At 68.9% G+C, this 23,211-nt stretch carries 23 protein-coding genes and 2 pseudogenes; 10 read left to right on the top strand and 15 right to left on the bottom strand.

The annotated features are described in order from the left end of the window. Positions 1–49: 49 nt before the first annotated feature. On the bottom strand, positions 50–208 hold the full coding sequence (locus ABT009_RS30470; protein WP_351301981.1) for a hypothetical protein: 159 nt from the start codon (positions 206–208) through the stop codon (positions 50–52). Positions 209–489: 281 nt separating this feature from the next. Between ABT009_RS30470 and ABT009_RS30465 the strand changes: the two are divergent. Next, a pseudogene (locus tag ABT009_RS30465) lies at positions 490–657 on the top strand (alpha/beta hydrolase); the annotation flags it as partial. 891 nt (positions 658–1,548) lie between these two features. Further along, positions 1,549–1,911: pseudogene (locus tag ABT009_RS30460) on the top strand (helix-turn-helix transcriptional regulator); the annotation flags it as partial. Between the two features lie 46 nt (positions 1,912–1,957). On the opposite strand, the gene ABT009_RS30455 reads toward ABT009_RS30460, so the two are convergent. The 6 genes from ABT009_RS30455 to ABT009_RS30435 form a co-directional block, all read right to left on the bottom strand. Further along, the gene (locus tag ABT009_RS30455) at positions 1,958–2,635 is read right to left on the bottom strand and encodes a recombinase family protein (protein ID WP_351301978.1); all 678 of its coding nucleotides are present in this window, start codon (positions 2,633–2,635) and stop codon (positions 1,958–1,960) included. Beyond that, positions 2,608–2,784, bottom strand: coding sequence for a zinc finger domain-containing protein (locus ABT009_RS47505; RefSeq protein WP_502989989.1), 177 nt, complete (start codon positions 2,782–2,784; stop codon positions 2,608–2,610). Before ABT009_RS47505 ends, ABT009_RS30455 begins: the two co-directional genes overlap by 28 nt. Before the next feature lie 199 nt (positions 2,785–2,983). Next, positions 2,984–3,937, bottom strand: a complete 954-nt coding sequence (locus ABT009_RS30450; RefSeq protein WP_351301975.1) for a sigma-70 family RNA polymerase sigma factor — start codon at positions 3,935–3,937, stop codon at positions 2,984–2,986. Between the two features lie 10 nt (positions 3,938–3,947). Beyond that, positions 3,948–5,000, bottom strand: coding sequence for an ABC transporter permease (locus ABT009_RS30445; RefSeq protein WP_351301972.1), 1,053 nt, complete (start codon positions 4,998–5,000; stop codon positions 3,948–3,950). A gap of 230 nt (positions 5,001–5,230) precedes the next feature. After that, positions 5,231–6,430, bottom strand: a complete 1,200-nt coding sequence (locus ABT009_RS30440) for an NAD(P)/FAD-dependent oxidoreductase (protein ID WP_351301969.1) — start codon at positions 6,428–6,430, stop codon at positions 5,231–5,233. A gap of 280 nt (positions 6,431–6,710) precedes the next feature. After that, positions 6,711–9,698, bottom strand: a complete 2,988-nt coding sequence (locus ABT009_RS30435) for a Tn3 family transposase (RefSeq protein WP_351301967.1) — start codon at positions 9,696–9,698, stop codon at positions 6,711–6,713. Positions 9,699–9,799: 101 nt separating this feature from the next. Between ABT009_RS30435 and ABT009_RS30430 the strand changes: the two genes are divergently transcribed. Next, positions 9,800–10,336 (top strand): GyrI-like domain-containing protein, encoded by a 537-nt coding sequence (locus ABT009_RS30430; RefSeq protein WP_351301964.1) that lies wholly within the window; start codon positions 9,800–9,802, stop codon positions 10,334–10,336. Positions 10,337–10,957: 621 nt separating this feature from the next. On the opposite strand, the gene ABT009_RS30425 is transcribed toward ABT009_RS30430, so the two are convergent. After that, positions 10,958–11,542 carry a TetR/AcrR family transcriptional regulator gene (locus ABT009_RS30425; RefSeq protein ID WP_351301961.1) on the bottom strand — a complete coding sequence of 195 codons (585 nt, stop codon included), beginning with the start codon at positions 11,540–11,542 and terminating at the stop codon, positions 10,958–10,960. A gap of 109 nt (positions 11,543–11,651) precedes the next feature. Between ABT009_RS30425 and ABT009_RS30420 the strand changes: the two genes are divergently transcribed. Then, positions 11,652–14,060: a PEP/pyruvate-binding domain-containing protein gene (locus ABT009_RS30420; RefSeq protein ID WP_351301958.1), complete on the top strand. Its 2,409-nt coding sequence runs from the start codon at positions 11,652–11,654 to the stop codon at positions 14,058–14,060. Positions 14,061–14,064: 4 nt separating this feature from the next. Here ABT009_RS30420 and ABT009_RS30415 read toward each other — a convergent pair whose 3' ends face one another. Continuing rightward, complete coding sequence (locus ABT009_RS30415; RefSeq protein WP_351301955.1) at positions 14,065–14,262, bottom strand: hypothetical protein; 198 nt, start codon at positions 14,260–14,262, stop codon at positions 14,065–14,067. Between the two features lie 176 nt (positions 14,263–14,438). Between ABT009_RS30415 and ABT009_RS30410 the strand changes: the two genes are divergently transcribed. Further along, positions 14,439–14,801 carry a hypothetical protein gene (locus tag ABT009_RS30410; RefSeq protein WP_351301952.1) on the top strand — a complete coding sequence of 121 codons (363 nt, stop codon included), beginning with the start codon at positions 14,439–14,441 and terminating at the stop codon, positions 14,799–14,801. A gap of 123 nt (positions 14,802–14,924) precedes the next feature. Here the strand turns inward: ABT009_RS30410 and ABT009_RS30405 are convergent, their stop codons facing one another. Further along, positions 14,925–15,350: a nitronate monooxygenase gene (locus tag ABT009_RS30405; protein ID WP_351301949.1), complete on the bottom strand. Its 426-nt coding sequence runs from the start codon at positions 15,348–15,350 to the stop codon at positions 14,925–14,927. A gap of 79 nt (positions 15,351–15,429) precedes the next feature. Between ABT009_RS30405 and ABT009_RS47500 the strand changes: the two genes are divergently transcribed. Next, positions 15,430–16,535 (top strand): IS630 family transposase gene (locus tag ABT009_RS47500; RefSeq protein ID WP_502989988.1). Its coding sequence is split into 2 segments (ribosomal slippage): positions 15,430–15,895 and positions 15,895–16,535, totalling 1,107 coding nucleotides; the frame shifts between segments, so codons are not numbered across the junction. A 184-nt stretch (positions 16,536–16,719) separates the two neighbouring features. After that, the gene (locus ABT009_RS30390; protein ID WP_351302115.1) at positions 16,720–17,115 is read left to right on the top strand and encodes an ArsR/SmtB family transcription factor; all 396 of its coding nucleotides are present in this window, start codon (positions 16,720–16,722) and stop codon (positions 17,113–17,115) included. Between the two features lie 14 nt (positions 17,116–17,129). On the opposite strand, the gene arsM is transcribed toward ABT009_RS30390, so the two are convergent. The 4 genes from arsM to ABT009_RS30370 form a co-directional block, all read right to left on the bottom strand. After that, a complete protein-coding gene (gene arsM / locus ABT009_RS30385) occupies positions 17,130–17,903 on the bottom strand; it encodes an arsenite methyltransferase (protein ID WP_351301940.1) in 774 nt (257 codons plus the stop codon). A gap of 212 nt (positions 17,904–18,115) precedes the next feature. Further along, entirely contained in the window at positions 18,116–18,439 is a 324-nt protein-coding gene (trxA, locus tag ABT009_RS30380; RefSeq protein WP_351301937.1) for a thioredoxin, read from the bottom strand. A gap of 25 nt (positions 18,440–18,464) precedes the next feature. Further along, positions 18,465–19,460 (bottom strand): thioredoxin-disulfide reductase, encoded by a 996-nt coding sequence (trxB, locus tag ABT009_RS30375; protein WP_351301934.1) that lies wholly within the window; start codon positions 19,458–19,460, stop codon positions 18,465–18,467. Further along, complete coding sequence (locus ABT009_RS30370) at positions 19,457–19,870, bottom strand: arsenate reductase ArsC (protein WP_351301931.1); 414 nt, start codon at positions 19,868–19,870, stop codon at positions 19,457–19,459. Before ABT009_RS30370 ends, trxB begins: the two co-directional genes overlap by 4 nt. Before the next feature lie 92 nt (positions 19,871–19,962). On the opposite strand from ABT009_RS30370, the gene ABT009_RS30365 reads away from it, so the two are divergent. From ABT009_RS30365 to ABT009_RS30355, 3 genes are read left to right on the top strand one after another with little or no spacing between them, the layout of a single operon-like run. Then, positions 19,963–20,277 carry an ArsR/SmtB family transcription factor gene (locus ABT009_RS30365; RefSeq protein ID WP_351301928.1) on the top strand — a complete coding sequence of 105 codons (315 nt, stop codon included), beginning with the start codon at positions 19,963–19,965 and terminating at the stop codon, positions 20,275–20,277. Continuing rightward, positions 20,274–21,365: an ACR3 family arsenite efflux transporter gene (gene arsB, locus ABT009_RS30360; RefSeq protein WP_351301925.1), complete on the top strand. Its 1,092-nt coding sequence runs from the start codon at positions 20,274–20,276 to the stop codon at positions 21,363–21,365. The genes ABT009_RS30365 and arsB overlap by 4 nt, the downstream gene beginning before the upstream one ends. Further along, positions 21,362–22,423 carry an ArsO family NAD(P)H-dependent flavin-containing monooxygenase gene (locus ABT009_RS30355; protein WP_351301922.1) on the top strand — a complete coding sequence of 354 codons (1,062 nt, stop codon included), beginning with the start codon at positions 21,362–21,364 and terminating at the stop codon, positions 22,421–22,423. The genes arsB and ABT009_RS30355 overlap by 4 nt, the downstream gene beginning before the upstream one ends. Positions 22,424–22,447: 24 nt before the next feature. Here the strand turns inward: ABT009_RS30355 and ABT009_RS30350 are convergent, their stop codons facing one another. Next, entirely contained in the window at positions 22,448–22,993 is a 546-nt protein-coding gene (locus ABT009_RS30350) for a hypothetical protein (protein ID WP_351301919.1), read from the bottom strand. Between the last annotated feature and the right edge of the window lie 218 nt (positions 22,994–23,211).

Here is a 23,211-nt window from a genome sequence, read left to right as displayed (position 1 = left end):
GGTTGCCCGGTGCCGTCTCGGTTGATCTGGTCCGTCGCTGCTGTTCCGGTTAGGGCCGGAGTTTCCGTGCCTGCGGGTCGAAGCAGTCGAGGCCCATCGACGCAGCAACCTCCGCCGCATAGGCAGACGCTTCCTCGGCCATGCTCCAGCGCATGGGGAAGTAGATCAGCAGGCCGCTGGCCTCCCCGATCAGGGGCCGGTTGACCACGGCGAACTATCGCCTTCGTCTTCAGTTAGATCCGGCCATCGCTCCAAGAGCGCGGCTACAAAGGCCGCTATTGGCGTCCCCGCCGATGACGACGCTCCCGGGGAAGCGTTTCTGGAACTCTCCAGCTCATTGACTTCGATGAGCTCCGCGATGGCATTGATCATCAGGAAGTCGTCCGCAGGAGGAATGAACCGGCCCATGCTCCCTTCCGGGGCCAGGAAGTGTCGGTAGTCCTCGGGGAATCGAACTCCGAAGCGGCGCTCGGCCTGCGCGGCCCGGCCTGGATGACCGATGCGATCAGCGCATACCCCACCACCCTGCCCAGCCTGGCCTCCTCCCACATCCTCGACGGCTGTGGCCACTGGATCCAGCAAGAGCGCCCCGCCGAGACCAACCGGCTCCTGACCGACTGGCTCCTGACCGACTGGCTCGCCTCCCTGCCCGCCTGAAGTCTCTCTGAGCTCGGACACGTGTCCTGGAGCGGCCGGCATCGGCCCGCCAGGAATGCTCACGGACTCGTAGAGCATCTTCCAGAACGCCTTCTCCCGCAGGGCGACGTCCAGGCGCCATAGGGCGGCGATCTGGTTTTCCGCCAGTGCCTTGGTGCGGTCCGGCGGCGCCGGCCGCCGCTCGATGCCGATCGTCGGATCGCATTCGGTCCAGCCCTGGCGCTGCCACCAGCCGATCGCCTTGCGCGCGATGGACAGCTCCCGGTTGACGGTGTCGGCGTCCATCTCGTCCGCCCGGGCCGCTGCCAGCTCGGCCAGCACCTCGGGCAGCGCCGGGTCGTCGAGCGCGGCGATGGGGAAGACAGGAGGCAGCGCGCCGCGGCGGGCGGGTCCGGTCGGCGCGGGTTCGCCGGTGAGCATCCATCCCCATGTTGTCAGTGAGATCCCGTAGATCCGCGCGGAGGACTTCGCGATGCCGGCGCCGGTGAGGTACCGCTCGACAGCTGCGGTGTACGACGACGGCGGGGCGGACAAGGGCAGCACCCGGGCGCGCGGCAACCTGAGCGGGACCCCGCTCCCGAGTTTGGTCACTGGTTCGATCGCCACGTCCGCCCCACCCTCCCGGCACTGCCGCAGTAAATGCGTACACCTCGCCCCGGCGGCCGGATCCCCCCGCCGCAGGTCGTGCTCATCACGGCAGGGGGTCCGCCGCAGTAAATCCGGCAATTACTGCGGCAGAGGTCAGGAACACGCTGCCCTTAAGCGAGCGCTTGCCCGGCGGCATGAGCGTGCGTCAGTCCCGTGTCCGTCCAGGCACATGATCGGATCGGACCGCAGCGGTCGGGTACGGCTGGGGTTCTTCCGGCAGGGTTGACATCGAAAGGAGGCCTCGTGATCTCGGTACTCAACCAGCTTGTCGATCTCGTCGAGGAGCACCTCGCTGAGGAGCTCGACGTCAACGGATTGGCCAGGGAGCTCGGCACGACCGAATACCATCTGCGCCGGATGTTCTCGTCGTTGGCCGGTATGCCGCTGTCGGAGTACGTGCGCCGGCGCCGCATAACCGTCGCCGCCGCCGACGTCGTCCGCGGCGAGGACGATCTGCTGAGCATCGCCGTCCGGCACGGATACGGATCGACCGAGGCGTTCGGACGCGCGTTCCGCGCGGTCCACGGCGTCGGCCCCCGTGACGTGCGCCGCGACGGAGGCCCCCTGCGCACACAACCACGGCTCAGGATCCGCCTGACCGTCGAGGCCCCGGTCTCCTAGCTCAGACGCCAGCCGCAAAGTAGCGGAGTGATCATGCGCTCGCCGCCGTGGCGGCCCGCTCGTCGTGTTCACGCAGCATCCGCATGACGGTGGCAGGTGAGGGGTGCTGGCCCTTCTTCGCGCCCGTAGTGATGACGAGCCGCTTGGCGATGTCGCGCAGGCTCATCTCCTGGTCGCGCAGGTGAAGGGCCATGGACAGCATGTCTTCGTCGGTGACGCCCGCGCCGCCGATGGTCTTGCCGCGCTTGCGGGCGGACTCCTGGCCTTCGAGGGTGCGGTCGCGGATGTACTCGCGCTCCATGCCGGACATGGCCGCGAGCACGGTGAACACGATGCCGGACGGGTCGTGCGAGCCCTTCAGCTCCCCAGTGAGGAACTCCAGGCCGACGTCGCTCGCCTTCAGTTCCTCGGCGAGCATGGCGAGTTCGATGCCGCGGCCGAGCCGCTTGTGCTCGTGGACGACGAGGGTCACGGCGACGCCGGAGGAGCGGATCTCCCCGGCGAGCTTCACGGCGGCCTCCAACTCGGGGCGCCGGGTGGCGCGGGTGGAGATCTTCTCCGAAAAGACCCGGGTCACCCCGGCTTCGGCGAGGGAGTCGAGCTGTGCGTCGAGAGATTGGCGGGCGGTGGAGGCGCGGGCGTAGCCGAGGCGGACGTGCCCGACCGGTTCGGCGCCGGCGCTCACCGGCCGGGGCAACTCGGTCCACACCGACCCCGGCTTGCGTACGGCGGGGTCGGCACGCTGAGGGCCTTGGCGAGTTGGGGCGCGAGGCGGAAGCGGGCGGTGTGGTATTGGATGGCCACCTTGCCCTTGCCGGTCCGGCACGGGGAGCCCGCGGGGGAGGCGCAGGTAGACATCGGGCAGTCGTGCGATTCCACGCGCTTGAAGTCGTCGCTCACAACCCCGGACTGTTTCATGAGGGTGTTTCAGACGTCCAGTCGTTTGCAACAACCCATGAAACGTGATCGCTACAGGTGGACCGCCGGGCGGGCGGGTGTTTCACGAGCGACCACCTATGAAACGCGGGCGCTGCGCCTGGCCGCGGTCGGCGCCGGCTCACCACTGGGTGATGACCGGTGTGTCCGGTCCGTGCTGCCGCCAGGCTTCGGTGAGGCGGACGAGGCGGGCGGGGGCGGCGATGCCGCGCACGGTTGAGATCTTGCCGCCTGTGATGTCGAACGTCACGGCGCCGACGACCTTGCCGTCGGGCACGAAAAGGATGGCGGGGGCGCCGTTGACGAGCGCGTAGTGGACAGCAGAGATTCCGCCGGCAAGTCGCTGTTTTGCGGGTGTGGATTTGAAGCCGGCCCGTGCGATGGCGGCGATGCGCTGCGGAGTGTCGTACCGCAGCAGCTTCTCGGTCAGGCCGGCACCGTCGGAGATCGCGGTCGCGTCGTCGGTGAGCAGCGCCACCAGGCGTTCGGTGCGGCCCGAGGTGGCAGCGGCGAGGAATTCCTCGACGATCCTGCGGGCGGATGCCGGGTCGACTTCGCCGCCGCCGCGGCGCGCGGCGGTGATGCGGCGCCGGGCCCGGTGGAGGTGCTGCTGGCTTGCGGAATCGGTGATATCGAGGATCTCGGCGATCTCGGCGTGGTTGTGGGAGAACGCTTCGCGCAGGACGTAGACGGCCCGCTCCAGCGGTGACAGACGCTCCATAAGAGTCAGCACGGCCAGGGAGACCGATTCGCGCTGCTCGAACGTGTCGGCCGGGCCGAGCATCGGGTCGCCGTCGAAGAGCGGTTCGGGCAGCCAGGCACCGACGGTGCGTTCGCGGCGGGCCTGCGCCGAGCGGAGCCGGTCGAGGCACAGGTTGGTGACGACCTTGGTCAGCCATGCTTCCGGCACCTTGATCCGCTGCCGATCGGCAGCCTGCCAGTGCAAGAACGCATCCTGCACGGCGTCTTCCGCGTCGGCGGCGGAGCCAAGCAGTCGGTACGCCAGCGAGGCCAGCAGGTTCCGGCTGGCCTCGAACCGGCTGGTGTCGAAGCGATCAATGGCGGTGCTGTCCACGCGGAACACCCTAACTAGACGGCTGCGCTACCACGTTCTCGGCGGACGCGGCGGACGCGGCGGACTCGGCGGCCAGGCGGCGCTTGCGCCTGGGCAGACCGCTGGCCAGACACAGCGCGACACTGAATCCGAGCCAGGTCGTGAGCACGAGGACGGAGTGGGCGGAGCCGTGGCCGTCGAAGAAGGCTGTGGAGCGCAGCAACTGGCCGCCCGCCCCGGGCGGCAGCAGCTGGCCAAGCGTGCCGGACCAGCCGGGCAGCATCTCGGGTGCGGTCGAGGCGCCTGACAGGGGGTTGCCGATGAGCATCATGGTGACGGCGCCGAGGCCGAAGCCGGCGTACCCGAGCAGTGACTCCAGCCCGATGATGGTCAGGGATGTGGCGGCGATGGCCAGGGCGATCGCGCCGGTGTTGGCCAGGTAGGAACCGTCCAGCGAGCCGAGCCAAAACTGCAGGATCGCTGCCACAGCCAGGCCTCCGGTGATCGCGAAGGTGAGTGCCCCGGCGACCTGGCGGGCGATGCCGCGGACGAGCCTGGTCAGTAGCAGCGCGGCGAGCAGGCCGCCCATGACCAGTGGCAGGGCTCCGGCGGCCAGGCCAGCGCCGCGGGGGTCGTCGGCCGGCAGGGCGACGATGTCGCGGACGGGGGACGTCTTGCCGGCACCCTGCGCCTGACCGAGCCCCGCCGCGACGCCCTGCAGGGTCTGGGCGACCGCTGCGCCGGCGGCCGAGGCTGTGATGACCTGCGGAGCACCGGAGCTGACGTCTATCGCCCCGTACACCTCCCGGTCGCGGATCAACCGTTCGGCGGCTGAGGTGTCGGCGACCTCGGTGATCGCGAAGCCGCCCGGCAGACGTTGGTCGAGCGCGGCGCTGACCTGCTTGACCGCGGCGGGCGGTCCGGCGACGGCGATCGGCACGTCGTGCACATGCGACCGCACCGACGGCCAGGAGAAGGCGGTGAGCAGCACACTGATGAGTGCTGTGAGCAGGACGACTGTCCTGGCCACCGTCGGCCAGGACGATGGCAGTGTGTCGGCTGCGCGTGGGGCCGGAGTATCCATGCGTCCTCCTCGGACAGAGAGATTTCATGCCTGGTGACGGGGACGGGCCGGTTGCACACCCCGGGTCAGCAGCGGCTACGCCCGGATTTGGTCCGGCCTCGCAGGTGGGCGGCCGGTATCTGGCCCAGTGCCGGGGTGCTCAGGCGCGCACAGGATGGGGCGGGGGTGATCCCGCCCCTGGCCTCGAACCGACTGGTGTCGAAGCGCAGTGGCAGTGCTGCCCACGGCGGCTACGCGGCCGCCTTCTCGGCGGACACATCCGGTACGGCGACCAGGTGGCGCTTGCGCTTGGGCAGGCCGAAAGTCGGGTGCGAGGTGGTCCACAGCGACATCTTCAGGATGCCCGCCTTGATCCGCGCGGCCTTCCTGCCGCCCACGTACTTCGGCTTCGCCTGCGCTTCGCCGTCGACCATCTGCAGGATCCCGTCCCGCCGCCCGAGGCTGATGTGGTTGCCGTGGTAGTCCAGCTTGGCGTTCGGGATCTTGCGCCCGGTCAGGCGTCCCACGATCGCGGCCGTGGCCTGCATGCCGGTGTAGCCGGCCGAAGCGCAGGACATCGGCAGCGGCCGGCCGTTGTCGCCGATGGCGTAGGCGCTGTCGCCCACGGCGTAGACGTTCGGGTGCGAGACCGATCGCATGGTGCGATCGACGACGATCCGACCGTTATCGGTGACCTCCAGCCCGCCGGCGGCGGCGATCGGGTCGACCGCGAACCCGGCCGTCCACACGGTCGCGTCGGACGCCAGGACGGTGCCGTCGGCGCACAGCACCCGCGCCGCTTCGACGGCTTCGACGCTGGTGTGCTCCAGGACGGTGATGCCCAGCCGGTCACAGGCCTGGCGCAGATGGCTGCGGGCTCCGGCGGAGAGCGGGGCGCCCAGTTCGCCGCGAGCAACCAGCGCCACCGACAGACTGGGCCGGGATTCGGCGATCTCGGTGGCGGTCTCGATGCCGGTCAGCCCGTCGCCGACGACCAGCACACTCTCGCCTTCGCCCCGCTTGCCCAGGCTGTCCAGGCGCTCGCGCAGGCGCAGCGCCGCCGGACGACTGGTGACGTGGAAGGCGTGCTCGGCCACGCCGGGGACGCCGTGGTCGGCGACGCGGCTGCCGAGCGCGTAGAGGAGGGTGTCGTAGCCGAGCTCGCCGCCGCCGTCGGCGTCAGCCACGGCGACGACCTGCCGCTCGGGGTCGACGGCGGTGACACGGGCCAGGCGCAGCCGTATTCCCGTGCCCGCAAAGACGTCGGCGAGCCGCGGAGCCTCGATCTCCTGGCCGGCCGCGAGCTGATGCAGCCGCAGCCGCTGGACGAAGTCCGGCTCAGCGTTGACCACGGTGATCTCGGTGCCCGCCGGGGACAGCCGACGGGCCAGGGTCCCCGCCACGTAGGCCCCGGCATAGCCGGCGCCGAGAACGACGATGCGGTGCTTCATGTGATGCTCCTGTCGGTTCGCTAGCTCCCTGTCGGTGACTTGAGCGGGACAGCGCCCCGATTCCTGACAGGAACTACATGTGACATGGATCACAGAGGGGCAGGAGTGCCGCCCACCGATGCTCGCAACGTCGAGGCGGCGCGGATGGGACTCCGCGGGCGCGTGATGGCCAAGGGCCACCGAACCTGCGACGCGGCGACCCGCTTCTCCGCATTTGCATCTGACCCTTGCCAGGCCGGCTCGGGTGTCGGACACCCAGTCGATGAAGCCCGGAACTCCCTCATCGTGTCTTCGTTCCTCGGTCGGCGGCGCGAGCAGATGTGCGGGGGCGAGGCACGGCGGCAACCGGTCCCAGGTCGAGCCGGGCGTCCATGTCCAGGCGGAAGGTGCCGTACGGGTTGACGTTGGACCAGAACAGGGCGGTCAGGCCGCGCCGGTCCTCATCGGTGAGCTTCCTCGCCCAGGCCGTTTCGGCGAGGATCTGCTGCAGCAACAGCGCGTTGACGTGCACGAGACTGCTCTGCAGCAGGTGCAGGGCGAGCATGGAGGTCTCGGCGTGCTCCTTGTCCGGGCCGGTCAGGGCACCGTCCTTGCCGTAGTGCAGCACGGTGTTCGCGCTGTTCCAGTTCTCCACGACCTGCAGGCCGCCGTGGATTTCCCGGCGCAGCTCGGGGCTGGCGAGATAGTCGCAGGCGAAGATGGTGCGGACCGCGCGGCCGAGTTCTTCAAATGCGGCGTAGGTGGGGTGCTTGGGGCCGCCGCGGGTGAAGCGCCGCAGGACCTGCTCGGCTTCAGCTGTCCCGAGCCGGAGTGCGGTCGCGTACTTCACCATCTGGTCGTACTGCTGCTCGATCAGCTCCCAGCGGATCGGCCGCGTCAGCGAGGCGCCGAGGGCGGGCCAGCCGGGTGGGGTGTCGTCCGGGCGGTACAGGTGGATGCTGCCGATGTTCTTCAGCCGCGGCAGCAGGCGGAAGTTGAGCAGCTCGGTGAAGGCGAACCCGACGACGCTCGCACCGTGGGTGTCGACGTAGTTCGACTCGATCTCGGCGTCCGTGCAGTGCCGCAGCAGGCCCTCGATCATCGCCGCAACCTCGGACGACGAACAGCTCTTGAGCTGGGAGTAGATGCAGACGTTCTTCCGCTCGACGTGCCAGTAGATCATCACGCCGTTGCCGCCATAGCGGGCGTGGTATCCGGTCATGAAGTTCGAAGACCAGGACCCGAACTTCTTCGAGTCCGACGCGCACGCGGTGCCGCGACCCCACCATGCGGTGTCGCGGGCGGCGAAGGTGGCGTTCACCAGCCTGGTGACGGCGGCCCGCAGGTTGTCGACGGTGATGAGGCGCCGGCGCACGTGCCGTAGCGCGGCCTCGCTCTCACCATGCTCGCCGGTGGCCACGATCGCGCGGATGCCCATGTTCGCGCCCAGCGCGAGGAGGGCCGGCAGCAGGCGGCGTTGGAGGACGTCACGCTCGATGCGCTCGTACGCGGCCACCGAGGAGAACTCCTCGGTGAAGCCGGTCAGGAAGTCGGCGTTCTTCAGTACGTCCAGGAGGTCCAGGACGACCCAGCGGCGTGCGACCTCGTCCTTGAGAGCCGCCAGGCCGGTGGCCTCGGCCAGCGGCTCCAGCTTCGGCACGGTGATCCAAGGCTCGCCCTTGCGGGTGGTGACGTTCACCCCGCCCGCCGAGCCGTCCGCGAGCGAGGCGGAGAACCGGTCCAGGCCCGCGGTCATGCGCTTCTTCAGGTCCGCGATGAACGCCCTCGGGTTCAGCGGCTGGCGGATCGCGGCGTAGTGCACGGCTCGGGTGGCCTCGAAGTCGCCGGGCAGGTCGTCCTCCGGGTTTCGCCAGCGGGCGGCACCCTCAACGTAAATCTCGCGGCGGCGGACCGCGTCCCGCAGCGCGACCAGGACGCACAGCTCGTAGGGGATGCGCTCGACCTTGCCTTTGTCGTCGACGACCGCCTCGCGCCAGTCCTTGCGCACCACGCCGTCCATGGGCGCCTCGTCGCCAGCGTCGTAGAAGCGGGTCTTGCCGTCGACGTCGGCGTACCTCTTCAGCAGCTTCATCGCGTCCATCACCGGCCGGTAGGCGGTGTTGTTGCACCTGAAGCCCAGGGTGTTCAGCAGCGGCGGCAGCATCTGCCGGTAGTACGAGCTGTAGGAGGAGCGCAGGGTGGTGCGGACCTTGGCCTTGAAGACCTTCTCGTTCGCCTTCGCCTCGGCGACCAGCTCACGGAGCGTCTTCTCCCCGACCACGGGGAACAGTGCCCGGCGTACGACCTCGTCGGGCTTGTCGACGGCGGCGGTCGCCAGCTTGAAGAGGATGCTCTCCTTGCCGCGGACCTTCTTCAGCTCGGCGGTGAGCTGCTTCTCCACCCGCCGCTCGGCACGAGCGTTGATCTTGTGGACCAGGGCGACCAGCAGGTCGACCAAGGCGTCAGTGATCTCCGCCTGCCGCGACGAGCACAGCGTCGCCAGAAGCGCGATCCGTACGTCCTCGCTCGTGTCGCGGAAATCCGAGGGGTACATCTTGATCGCCCGCGCCCGCCACGCGGCCACCAGCTTCTCCGAGCAATCCGCGAACAACCCGTCGGGCAGCCCTAGCTTGCGCACGTCGTTCAGTTTTGTGATCTCCGTCAGGAGCGCGTCCAGGCCCACCGCGCCCGGGTCGCGCTTGAGCGCGGCCAGCAGGGCGGTGCCCTCCTCGCTGTCCTCGGCCACCAGACCGAGGAGCCGGGCCGTGCCCGCTTCGCCCAGGCGGTCGATGGTCCGGCCGCAGAACGTCTTCTCCCACCGGCCGCGCGCCGCGACGAGCACCTTCTCGATCCGGGTCCGGCCCGGCGGCTCAATCTTCCGGGCCCTGCATTCCACGAGCAGAGCCTCGCGCTGCCGGTCTTCCACCAGCTCGACCGGACAGACCTCCACGGCCAGCCACTCGGCCAGCGCCTTCTCGTCCGCGACCGTCGACGGCCGGAACCCCAGGGCCTCGCGGATCTGCTTGCGGTGGTACTCGGCAGTCCGGCCGACCAGGGTGTACTTCGCGAAGTCGGTGGACGGGACTTTCACCAGGTCGGCGACGTACTCCACCGCGGCCGGCGGGACCTCTTCCAGCACATCGGGGAACCGGCCTTCCAGCTCGAAGAACTTCAGCAACAGGCTGAAGCCGAGCCGGGTCGCCCCGCTCTTGTTCGCCACCAGGTCCCAGTCGCCGTCTACCAGCGTCCAGTTCGCCAACAGCTCCTCTGGCGACCACTCTTGCCGCACACCCGCCCCTTTGGCCTCAATCACTCGATCAGACCAACGACGGCACCCAGGACCGGGAAACGGGGCGCGTCCGGACCTACCCGCGACCTACTTTGCGGCTGGTGTCTGAGCTAGGACACCGGGGCCGTCGAAGGGAGCATCCCCATGGACCCCGCCTCGTCGACCGCCCTGCATTCCGGCTGGTCGGACACGCAACCCGGGTTCCGCTCATCCACCAGGGCATCAACCCACACATCCAGCAGCACATCACCGCACTGCCGCAGGAGGAACATCTCCGGCTGAAAGCCCTCGGCGACACCGAACCGGGGGGCCTGCTGCAGGTCAGCGACGACCTTGACCCCGACGGAACAGAGGGTAGCGAACTGACCTACCTACACGGAGTCGCCGTCTCCCGGGACACGCCGGCCCCCGACGACCTCGACGCCATCGAGGTACCGGCCGGCAGGTGGGCGGTCTTCCGCACCGCCGGACCGCATCCGCAGGCCCTGCAGACGACCTGGGCCGCGACCGCGACCGAGTGGTTCCCCTCCAACCCCTGGCGTCTCCGGCCAGGTCCCTCGATCGTCGCGGTACTCGAGCGCGCGGACGACTTCAGCACCGCGACCTGCGAACTGTGGCTACCTGTCGAACCGGCGTGACGGACTTCGGTCACGGAATCAACCCAGACCGCCGAGTAGCCCATTCGGCTGACGCACTTTGAGCGCGGTGGCACAGTCAGTGGACAGGCTCGCAGCGCCCCTCCCATTGGCGTTGTGGGCCTGAACCATGTGAACGGTCAGCGGCGGCCGGCCCGGGCGGCGTAGGCGCGCATTAGATCCGGCGCCCGCCAGTCCCGCTTCGTTCATGCGCGGGTCGGTGAGGTCCTGAAAGTACTTCATCGTGTCTCCGTGGTCGTGCGGGCGGCGGTGTCCGCCGGGGTGCGGGGGCCGGGCACGGTGACCGGGGCGAGGTTGAGGAGGGCGCCCATGCCGAGGTTGACCTCCCCGTATGGCCGGACGTGGGACCAGAACAGCGGGGTCAGGCCACCGGTCGGCGGGCGTGAGGACGTGCACAGACGACGTAAACCAGCGCGCAGGTGCGGGTTCAGCGTGTCCGGGATCTCGGAACGGAGCGAGTTCAGGCGAGCGCCGAAGCCCCCGCCAACCGCGCGGGTGGTGGGGGCTCCCCCCTGGGAGTCACGCGCAGAGCGACGGTAGCGGCTCTCAGGGGCGAAGCCAGTCGGGCGGCCTCCGGTACTGCCCTGCCGGAGGCAGCCTCGATCAGCGCCCCCCGGGCTCGCTGAAGATTAGGGCGAGTTGGGCGTCCAGCGCGGCGACTGCATCCTTCTCTGCGTACTGCCGTGACAGCAGTTGCATGCCGAGGCCGTCGACGAGCGCCATCAGGCCGATCGCCGCAAGTTCGGGATCGATGCCGTCAGCTCCTGCCGCCCGCAGCTGCCGCGCGATGAACCCGCGCATCCCCGCCGCGTCTTCGCGCAGCCCTTCCCGGATCGCCGGCTTCACCGCGGCGTACGCGAGGAACGCGAGCCCGACGTGGCCCTCGAGCCGTCGGGTGTCGTCGAGCGGAAGGATCTGGAGCAGGACGCCGCGCACGAGTTCGCGCGGTGTCGCGGGCGCGGTCGCCGCTTCGGAGCGGGCGCGGATCCGGTCCGCGACCATGCCGAGCGCGAACGTCATCATCTCGTCCTTGGTGCGGAAGTAGTGCTGCACCATCCCGGTCGAGACGCCCGCTTCGGCCGCCACCTGGCGCAGGCTCACGCCCTCCAGCCCTTGTGTGGCGGCAAGCCGCATCAGCGCGTCGGCGAGCAGTTCTCGGCGTTCACGGTGGTCGACCTTGCGCGGCATAGGTCCACTTTACATTGCACCTGTATTGTCATGGCTATATATTGCAGTCGTATTGGAAACTGGTGTGGTCGGTCATGGAGGACGTGGTCGGCACGAAGGAGGTGCCCGGATGGACGTGCTCGAGCTGATGGCGATCGGGAGCGGCCAGCGGGACGTGGTGGGCGGCAAGGCCGTCGGTCTCGCCGGGCTGATCCGGCTCGGCGAGCGGGTGCCGGACGGCTTCTGCGTGACGACCGAGGCGTACGGAACCGGGGAGGTGCCGCGCGCCGAGGTGCTCGCGGCGTACGAACGCCTCGGCGGCGGACCGGTCGCGGTCCGCTCCAGCGCCACTGCCGAAGACCTGCCGCACGCGAGCTTCGCCGGCCAGCAGGACACGTACCTCGGCGTTACGGGCGGCGAGGCACTGATCGAGGCGATCGAGGCATGCTGGGCCTCGCTGCACACCGAGCGTGCGACCGCCTACCGCGAGGCCAACGGCATCCCGCAGGACTGTGTACGGATGGCCGTCGTCGTGCAGCGCATGGTCGACGCCGAAGTCGCGGGCGTGCTGTTCACCGCCGACCCGCTGACCGGCTCGCGCAGCGCGAGCGTGGTCGACGCCGCGCCGGGGCTGGGGACGGCGGTCGTCGACGGAGCGGCGGTAGCAGACCACTACGTGCTGGACGGCACCGAGGAGGGGGAGCGCGGCTGCCTCACACCGGCCCGCCGGAAGGAACTGCGCGCGGCCGGTGAGCGGATCAAGGACCTGCTCGGCGCGGAGCAGGACATCGAGTGGGCCTACGACCACGACGGGAAGCTGTGGCTGCTACAAGCGCGCCCGATCACCACACTCTTTCCCGCACCCCCGCCGAGCGACAAGCCGGGCCCGCGGCTGTACGTCGAGTTCGGCCACGTGCAGGGGATGCTGCAGCCCGCCACACCGATGGGCATGTCGACGCTGAAGTCGATGCTGGCCGGCATGCTCGCGGCGTTCGGCCTCACGGTCGAGATCGTCGACATCGGCGGGCGGCTGTACGGCGACCTGACCGACCCGCTGCGCGACCCCTCGATGCGTCAGCGGCTCGTCAAGCTGATGGCGGTCGACTTCGGGCCGCGTGCACAGAAGGTGGTCGAACACCTCCTGGACGACCCGCGGTTCGCGCCGCGGAAGACTCCCCGTAAGCGTAATGCTGCCGCCATGAAGACCGGACCGAAGGCGGCAGCCGGGATCCTCGGCGCGCTGGCTCGTCCGGCGCGGGCGCGGGCCCGTGTCTTCGGCGAGATCGAACGCCTCCGCCGGCAGCCGGTCACCGATCCGGCCACGGCTGCGGAGCTGTTGGACCTGGTCGAGCGGGACGCGGAGTCGAGCACGCTCGCCGACGCGATCATCTGGCCCGTCGTCAGCGCACTCGCCGTATCCGCCGCACTGCCGCCGCTGCTCAAGGGCATCGCGAGCGAGGACGAGATCCGCACGGTGCTCGGCGGCATGCCGTACAACGTCACGATCGAGATGGACCTAGCGCTGTGGGAGGTGGCCCGGCGGGCAGAGCCGCACCGCGAGATGCTGCTCAGCACCCCGTCATCGAAACTCGCCGCGACCCAACTGGCGGGCAAGCTCCCGGACTTCGGCCTCGACGCGTTCCTCGAGAGGTACGGCACCCGGGCGGCCGCCGAGGTCGACGTCGGCGTACCCCGCTGGGCCGAAAACCCGACACCGGTGTTCACGATGCTCGCCAACTACCTGCGAGTCACCGACCCCGAGCAAGCCCCGGACCGCCGCTTCGAGCGCGCCGCGGCGAGGGCCGAGTCGATGCTCACCGAGCTCGCCCGGCGGGCCCGTCGCAAGCAGGCGCTGCGCGGTCGCCTCGCTGGCTTCTTCCTGCACAGGTCAAGAGAGTTGTCCGGGCTGCGCGAAGCGGGCAAGTTCGCCGGGCTCTACGCCTTGCGCGACCGTCGCCGCCGCCTGCTCCTGATCGGTGCCGAACTCCACGCGAAGGGGTTGCTTGCAGGCCCTGACGACGTCATGTTCCTCGACCTCCCCGAGCTGCGCACGGCAGTGGAGATCGGTGCCGACCTACGCGACACCATCGCCGCCCGGCGCGCGGAGTACGAGCGCGAACGGCGCCGCCGCACCGTTCCGGTCGCCCTGCTCTCGGACGGTACGGATGCGGAGACGCTCCTGCCGGCCCCACCGTCCGACGGCCGGTCGCTCACCGGCATGGGTGCGGCAGCCGGTCGCGTCACCGGCCGAGCCCGCGTGGTCCGAGACCCCTCCGATGCGTTCATCGAACCCGGGGAGATCCTCGTCGCCCCGACGACCGACCCGGGCTGGACCCCGCTGTTCCTCACAGCCGGCGGCCTCGTCACGGAGACCGGCGCCGTGATGGCCCACGGACCGACGGTCGCCCGCGAGTACGGCATCCCGGCCGTCATCTGCGTTCCGGCCGCCACCACACGCATCCGCAACGGGCAGCTGATCACCGTCGACGGCGCCACGGGCACGGTCACGCTGGATCGCGAAGACGCTCCGCCGCAGTGAGCCGTCAGGGCTGAGGTGCAGCGTCGCCCTCGTACGACACGTGCCCGATCGCTTCGAATGACTGGCGCAGACCCCGCTGGACACTCCCGGCCGCCTCGCTGGCTTTGGCGAGGCCCCCGCCGGCCAGGGAGGGGATGAGCACCCCGGACAGGGCGGCGAGCGCGCCGGCGCCGACCGACACCGCGAGTTGCCAGGCCTGCATCGTCTACGCGGCCGCCTTCGGGGACTGGCCGGCCTGGGCCGCCCATATGCAATCTCTCGCATGATGAAGCTGGCCGTCTCCGTCCCAGATGCCTCCTGGATCGAAGACGAAGACTGGCAGAAGAAGGCGTGGCACATGCTCCTCACCGCCGAGGACCGTACCGCCTGTTCGCACACGTGCGTGGCGAACTCCTCGCGCGCCGCGATCAGTTGCTCGGCTACTGCACCTACACCTTCTTCCAGCAGTGCCAGCACCGCATGGCCTGCGCACGCTGCGACTTCTACACCCCCAAGAACTCAACCAGAGCCCAACTCCTGGAAGCCAAGGGCAACTTGCAGAAGATGGCCGTCTCGATCCCACTCACCGAGGACGAGCAAGCAGCCGTCACCGACGGCCAGAGCGCGCTCGACCGCCTCCTCGACAGACTCGCCGACACCCCCACCCCAGCCGGGCCAACCCCGCGACAGCTCGATGTCCCAACGAACGCCACACTCCTGCCGATCCTCGACGTCCGCCAGGGCAAAGCACAGCAACCTTGACAATTCTGATTCCACAGAATCACCCGGTTCACGTGCCCTTCGACGACGCCGGAACTCCACGTGAGGATGAGGCCGGCGGTGACAGCGTCGAGGTCCTGGCGGAGGAAGCCATCGAAGCCCTGCTCACATCCCGGTGCGGACGCCGCTCGTGAACTGCCGCGGGAACTGGCGCTGGTCCTGCACGCGCACCTGGCGCGCCCGCTGGGTGCCTCGACGGCTGCGTCCGTCGGAGGCAGCCAAGGCCGCAGCAGCGGCCTGAGCCCCGGTCGGGTCCGCTCTCCTGGTGCGCAACAGAACGGTGCCGACCATGGCGGCCACCGCGCCAGCGCGCAGCACGGCCGTCACGTCGGCGGCGGTGGCGATTCCGCCCGCGGCGATGACGGGCAGGGCGACGGCGTGGCGGACGGCGGCGACCAGGTCGGGAAGCTGGACGGACTCTCGATCTTCGGTACTGGTGACAGAAAGTCTGCCGAATGAGCATCTGTGACAAGCCGAATGCCTCGTTGGTGCCAACAAGGCTGCCTCGCCCCGTCCTGTCGGCCAGCTCATCCGGCTTCACCGGTGACAAGTACTGGGCTTCGGCTCAGGTGGCCGTGACGGTTCTTGATCGTTGCGGTACGACGTCGTCATGCGGTACGCGCATGGTGGCGGGCTGACGCCCAAGGAGCAGGAAAAGCGGGAGCGGGTGCGCCTTGAGGCGGCCGAGCGGTTCGCCCGCGGTGAGAAGACCGAGGGCGTCGCGAGAGAGCTTCGGGTGACGTCGCGGTCGGTGCGACGTTGGCGGCGGGAGTGGGAGGAGGGCGGTGCGGACGCCCTGCGCTCGAAGGGGCAGGCCTCGGTGGAACGGCTGAGTTCCCGGCAGTGGGAGCGGCTGGAGCGGGAGTTGCAGCGAGGCCCGCTCGTGCACGGCTGGGACGACGAGTTCCAGGGGTGGACACTGAAGCGGGTCAACCTGCTGATCGGGCGGATGTTCCGCATCGGGTACACGATCCAGGGGGTGTGGAAGCTGTTGCGGCGGCACGGCTGGTCCGCGCAGGTGCCCCTGCGGCGGGCGATCGAACGCGACGACGAGGCGATCGAGGTGTGGAAGGCTAAGGTGTGGCCGCAGGTAAAGGGACCGCGGCGGACCTGGGCGCCCACATCTGCTTCGAGGACGAGGCAGGCCAGGGGCTGAGGCCGCCGAAGGGACACACCTGGGCACCGCGCGGAGCACGGCCGGTGGTGCGGGTGCGCGGACGCAACCGAGGACGGGTCAACATCGCCGGCGTGGTCTGCTACCGCGCCGGACACCGCTCCCGGTTCTTCTTCAAGCTGCACATCTGGCACGGGCGCCGGGGAGAGCCGAAGGCGTTCTCCTGGCGCCAGTACCGCGATCTGATCGTCATGACCCACATCCAGCTCGACACCCCGGTGGTGTGGCGCTGGGACAACCTGAACGTGCACCTGGTGAAGGAGCTGGCGGACTTCGCCGAGGAGCACCAGGACTGGTTACAGATCTTCCAGATGCCCTCTTACGCACCGGAGCTGAACCCGGCCGAGGGGATCTGGTCGCTCCTCAAGCGGCACCTGGCCGACTTCGCCGCCGCCGACCTCACGCACCTCACCCGCGTGATCAAGCGGAAACTGAAGAAGATCCAGTACCGGCCTCATCTGGTCGACGGCTGTCTGCCACCCACCGGTCTGACCATGGACGAGGACGCGATCAGACCGCCGGACTCCACGAGTTCAACCTGAGTAACTCGTCCATGGGGCAGCTCCTCGGCTGGCGGCTCGCAGCACCTCTCTCACCACCGAGAATAGGCATATATCTATGTCTTGGATAGGCGGAAATCTAAGTGAACGCTTGTCGAACAAGGACGCTGGTGAGCCTTCGAACACCTAACGGTGTCCGGCCTCGGCCTATGGTGCATAGGTGGCTATCACTGAATTGGGCGCCGCGGAGGTAGCGGACGAGACGAAGGCTGAAACCTGTACGCCCAGCCTTGCGTGCCTGCTCATCGACCGCGATGAGGCCGAGCGCCTTGCCCTCATGCTCAAGGCCATCGCCGACCCCACACGGCTTCAGATATTCCGGATCATCGAGCGGGCGCCGGCCGGTGAAGCCTGCGTCTGCGACCTGGCCGACTGCCTGGGGCTGCGGCAGCCGACCGTCAGCCACCACCTGAAGATCATGATCGAGGCGGGTCTCCTGAACCGCGAACGCCGCGGGACCTGGGCGTGGTACTCGGTGAACTACGACGGCCTGAACAGGGTCCGCGAGATCCTGAGCCCGTCGCTCGCCTCACCTGTGGCTACGGCTTCCGGTCGCCTGTAGCCACACCGCCGCGATCAGGATGCGGGTTTCGTGGCCCGCACGATCGCCGCACGCATGTCATCGGCGACCTGGTGAGTGGGCGTAAGGCTGATGTCGGTAAATCCCGCCGAGGCTAGCTGCTCGCGATACTCCGCGAAGGTCAACGCGCCCGCAATGCAGCCCACATGGCTGCCGCGTGCGGCACGGTCCGCCTTCGTGAGACGGTCGTCGGCGACGACGTCGCTGATGCCGATGCGACCCCCCGGCCGCAGTACGCGGTAGATCTCGGCGAACACGGCGGGCTTCTCGGTGGACAGGTTGATGACGCAATTGGAAATGACCACATCGACCGAGTCGTCGGGCAGCGGGACGGCTTCGATCTCACCCTTGAGGAACTCGACGTTCGTGGCACCTGCTTGGGCGGCATTGGTGCGGGCGAGTTCGAGCATCTCGTCGGTCATGTCGAGCCCGTAGGCGGTGCCGGTGGGCCCGATGCGGCGAGCGGAGAGCAGTACATCGATGCCACCTCCGGAGCCGAGATCGAGAACGGTATGGCCCTCGTGCAGTTCGGCGACAGCGAGCGGGTTGCCGCAACCGAGACTGGCGGCGACGGCGGCCGCGGGCAGCTCGCCGCGTTCGTCGGCGGTATAGAGCTCCGCGCCGAAGGTCTCATCGATGGCAGCGGCAGCCGGGCGGCAGCTCTCGCCGGAACAACAGGCGTCGGTTGATCCTGTTGCTACGACGCGGGCGGCCGTGGCGTACCTCTCGCGAACCTGTTCGCGCAGTTCCTGATCACCGGAAGCGGCCATGGGCGCGGTCTCCTTCGCCTGCGTCCGTGGACGCGAGGAGGGTGCGGTCTAGCGACGGCGACTGGCCGCCATCACCCCAGTCCACGGACTTCCGAGCCACGAAATTCACTATTGCACAAGCTTGTGTGTAAGTGTCGCAGTCGCAGACGTGGAACAGTCCGGCACGCCGCCGCAGAGGCGAGCCGTACCGGGCAGTTCCACGACTTCCGGGCTCAGCCGAGGAAGTTCTCCAGGTCGCGTTCCAGCGCGGCCTTCGGCTTGGCGCCCACGATGGTCTTGGCGACCTCGCCGCCGACGTAGACGTTCATCGTCGGGATGGACATGACGCCGTACTTCGCGGCTGTGTCAGGGTTCTCGTCGATGTTGAGCTTGACGATCTCGATCTGCTCGCCGTGCTCGGCGGCGATCGCTTCCAGGGACGGGGCGATCTGGCGGCACGGGCCGCACCAGGCCGCCCAGAAGTCGACGAGCACGGGCTTGTCGCTCTTGAGGACGTCCTGCTCGAAGGAGTCGTCGGTGACGTTCTTGAGAGCCATGAGGGCCTCCTGGTGAATCGTGCGGTCAGACCGCTGCCGCGGCGGTTTCCGGCTCGGCGGTCTTCTCCCTGTCGGCCAGGGCGGCGAGATACCGCTCGGCGTCCAGTGCGGCCGCGCAGCCGGAGCCAGCGGCGGTGATGGCCTGGCGGTAGGTGTGGTCGACGACGTCGCCCGCGCCGAAGACGCCCGGGATGCTCGTACGTGTCGAGGGCGACTCCACCTTCAGATAGCCCTCGGCGTCCAAGTCCATCTGGCCGGTGAAGAGTTCCGTGCGCGGGTCGTGGCCGATCGCGATGAACAATCCGGTGGCGTCCAGCTTGCGCGTCTCACCGGTGACGGTGTCGCGCAGCGTCAGGCCGGCCAACATGCCGTTATCGTCGTGGATTTCGGCGATCTCGCTGTTGAAGGCGAAGGAGATCTTGTCGTCGGCGAACGCCCGGTTCTGCATGACCTGCGAGGCCCGCAGGGTGCTGCGCCGGTGCACGACGGTGACAGACTTGGCGAACCTGGTGAGGAAGGTGGCCTCCTCCATGGCGGTGTCGCCGCCGCCCACCACGACGATGTCGCGGTCGCGGAAGAAGAATCCATCGCAGGTTGCGCACCAGGACACTCCCCGGCCGGACAGTTCGTCCTCCTTGGGCAGGCCGAGCTTGCGGTAGCCGGAGCCGGTCGCGACGATCACGGCCCTCGCGCGGTGGACGGTGCCGGCGGTGTCGGTGACGGTCTTGATGTCGCCGGTCAGGTCGACGGCGACGATGTCGTCGTCGACCATCTCGGCGCCGAAGCGTTCGGCCTGGGCCCGCATGTTCTCCATGAGTTCGGGGCCCTGGACGCCCTCGGGGAAGCCGGGGAAGTTCTCGACCTCGGTGGTCGTCGTCAGCGAGCCGCCGACGAAGATCGCGCCGCCGAAGACGAGGGGCTCGAGGTTGGCGCGGGCGGTGTAGAGCGCGGCGGTGTAGCCCGCCGGGCCTGACCCGATGATGATGACGTTGCGTATGCCCGCGTCCGTGGTCGTGCTCATGCCTTGGGCTCCGGCGCGATCTCCTCGATCAGGCCCACGACGAGCACCTTGATTTCGTCGCGGATGGGGCGGACGGCCTCGACGCCCTGACCGGCCGGGTCGTCCAGCTTCCAGTCCAGGTACCGCTTGCCGGGGAAGACCGGGCACGTGTCGCCGCAGCCCATCGTGATGCAGACGTCGGACTCCTTGACGGCGTCGACGGTGAGGATCTTCGGGGTCTCGGCGGAGATGTCGATGTCGACCTCGCGCATGGCCTCGACAGCCGCGGGGTTCACGGCCTTGCCCGGGTTGGATCCCGCCGAGCGGACCTCGACGCGGTCCCCGGCCAGGTGGGTCAGCCACGCCGCGGCCATCTGGGAACGGCCGGCGTTGTGGACACAGACGAACAGGACGGAGGGCTTCTCGGACATGGTCGAGGTCTCTCTTGTCTCAGTACGGGTCAGGACCGAATGACATCAGTACCCGGTGGCATCACCAGCCACTGATGTGAGAGTATCAGCCCATGATGACGTCAGCCAACACTGAACTGATCCGGGTCCTGGCCGACCCGCTCAGGCTTCAGATCGTGACCTTGCTCGCCCACGAGACCCTCTGTACCAGCCATCTCGTGGCGGAGACCGGCGCGCGGCAGACGAATCTCTCCAACCATCTGCGGGTGCTGCGAGAGGCGGGCGTCGTGGAGACCGAGCCCTGCGGCCGCTTCACCTACTACAAGCTTCGCCCTGAGGTGCTGGACTCCCTTGCCGGGCTGTTCGGCGACCTGGCGGACACCGCGCGTACGACCGTTGAAACCTCCCGAAAGCGAGCCTGCCCGTGACCCGCACCGAAGCACCCACGACCCTGGAGGAATCCTCGGTCGTCGCGAAGCTCTCCACACTGGACCGCTTCCTCGCGGTGTGGATCCTCGCCGCAATGGCCGTCGGACTTGGCCTCGGCCGCGCGATCCCCGGACTGAACGACGCGCTGGCGAAGGTGGAGATCGGCGACATCTCCCTGCCGATCGCCCTCGGCCTGCTGATCATGATGTATCCGGTGCTGGCCAAGGTCCGCTACGACAAGCTCGACGCCGTCACCGGCGACCGCAAGCTGATGGTCTCGTCGCTGGTCATCAACTGGATAGTCGGCCCGGCCGTGATGTTCGCGCTGGCCTGGATCTTCCTGCCGGACCTGCCCGAGTACCGCACCGGCTTGATCATCGTGGGGCTCGCCCGCTGCATCGCCATGGTGATCATCTGGAACGACCTGGCCTGCGGTGACCGGGAAGCCGCCGCGGTGCTGGTGGCGTTGAACTCGATCTTCCAGGTGCTGGCGTTCGGCCTGCTGGGCTGGTTCTACCTCGACCTGCTGCCGGGCTGGCTGGGCCTGGGCGACGGTCAGCACCTCGACATCTCGATGTGGAAGATCGCCCTGAACGTCGTCATCTTCCTCGGCATCCCGCTCCTCGCCGGGTTCCTGACCCGCCGCATCGGCGAGCAGAAGCTGGGCCGTGAGAAGTACGAGTCCAACTTCCTGCCGAAGATCGGCCCTTGGGCGCTGTACGGCCTGCTCTTCACCATCGTCATCCTCTTCGCCCTGCAGGGGAAGACGATCACCTCGCAGCCGCTGGACGTCGCCCGCATCGCGCTGCCGCTGCTCGCCTACTTCGCCATCATGTGGTTCGGCACCTTCGCCCTCGGCAAGATCATCGGCCTCGCCTACGACCGCACCGCCACCCTCGCGTTCACCGCCGCCGGCAACAACTTCGAACTGGCCATCGCGGTCGCCATCGCCACCTTCGGGGTGACGAGCGGTCAGGCCCTGTCCGGAGTCGTGGGCCCGCTCATCGAGGTCCCGGTTCTGGTCGCGCTCGTGTACGTGTCCCTGGCCTGGCGCAAGAAGTTCACGGCAGCCCCGCTGAGTTCATGACCCACCACGTCGACGTGGTGGTGATCGGCGGCGGCCAGGCAGGGCTCGCCGCCGGTTACCACCTGCGCCGCCTCGGCCTGGACTTCGTCATCCTCGACGCCCAGGCCGAGGCGGGCGGCGCCTGGCAGCACGCCTGGGGCTCCCTGCATCTGTTCTCTCCGGCCGCCTACTCCTCGCTACCCGGGCGCCCGATGCCCGTACAGGTCGGCGAGACGTATCCGGACGCGCGTCACGTGGTCGCCTACCTCGCCGACTACGAGCGGCGCTACGACCTCCCCGTGCGACGCCCCGTCCGGGTCAAGGGAGTCCACCGCGCAGGCGGTGACGGCAAGTGCCTGCGCGTCGAGACCGACTCCGGCACGTGGCTCGCTCGGGCCGTCATCAGCGCCACGGGCACCTGGTGGCGGCCCTTCCTCCCCGCCGTCCCAGGGCGATCCGGCTTCCACGGGCGCCAGTTGCACACCGTCGAATACCGCGGCCCACGCGATTTCGCTGGGCGACGGGTCATCGTGGTCGGCGGCGGCAACTCAGGCGCCCAGATCGCCGCTGACCTCGCGTACGACACCGAACTGACCTGGGTCACTCAGCGCCCGCCCCGATTCCTCCCCGACGACATCGACGGACGCGCCCTTTTCGACGTGGCCACCGCTCGCCGCCGCGCCCTGGACGAGGGCCGGACCGATTCCGGCGGCGTTGCGTCCTTGGGCGACATCGTCGCCGTCCCGCCGGTGCGGGAAGCACGTGATGCCGGGCTGCTGAAGGCGTCGCCGATGTTCACGCATCTCACGGCCCACGGAGTCGTATGGGCCGACGGCACCAGCGCCGAGGCGGACGCCGTCATCTGGTGCACAGGCTTCCGACCGACCCTTTCCCATCTCGCGCCGCTCCAGATCCGGGGCCGACGCGGCCACATCCCCACCATCGGCACCCGGGCCGTGGCCGAGCCCCGCCTCCATCTCCTCGGCTACGGCGACTGGACCGGCCCTGCTTCGGCCACCCTGATCGGTGTCGGCCGACCCGCGCGCGACGCGGCCCGCGAGATCGCTGAACTGCTATGACACCCCTGACGAGCCGGGGCCGGCCTAGTAGTTGGCGATACCTTCGGGGATCGTGAACGTGGTCTCACACTCCGGGCACGTCACCTGCCCGAAGAGGTGGGTCACCCACTCGGCGACCTGGTCGTGGCCGGCGTCGCGCGCCATGTTGTGCACCCGGGCGCCGATGCCTGTCAGCTCGCCCGGGCGCGCCGGGTGCAGATCGGCATCACACTCGTTCGAGTATTCGCCCAGCAGGATGCCGGTGAGCGCCTCGCACTCAGGGCACTCGGCCTCGAATTCCTCAAACAGCAGTTCAAGTCGCTGAGACCAGATCGGCACGCCCTCAAACGCCAGCAGGCACTGCACCAGGTACACGAACGTCTCCGGTGCGTCGGCGGAGGCGGCGGTCAGACAGACGCGGGCCGCAGACAGCAACTCGGTGACCTCGGCGGCGTAATAGGCGCGCTGTTCCGCGCCGGATTCGGCGACGATCACGCCCGCCATGAGCACCGCTTCCTTCCGAGCGCCCGACGCGCGGCCAGTGGCGATGTCTGCGAGGGTCGGCAAGGCGGCGTAACTGGCCTCGTACACGGTTCCTTGGTGGCAGAGTGCTGACCAGAGGGCGTGCCAGACCTTCTCGTCCTCCTGCCCGCCGTCGAGTCGGGCGAAGAGGCCGGGTATGTCGTCTGCCGACCCATATGCATGCGTGAGCTGCGACCAGTCCGTCGTGGGTTGTGTCATGCGTCCGCATTCTGCCCGGGATCCGCCGATGCGGCAGAGTGCGCCCGCATGCCTTGGCACGCATAGCA

This window comes from Streptomyces sp. NPDC002896 (assembly GCF_040295225.1).
Classification (GTDB): Bacteria; Actinomycetota; Actinomycetes; order Streptomycetales; family Streptomycetaceae; genus Streptomyces.
Note: the sequence above shows the minus strand (reverse complement) of the source record. Positions and strands in the feature narration are given on the sequence as shown.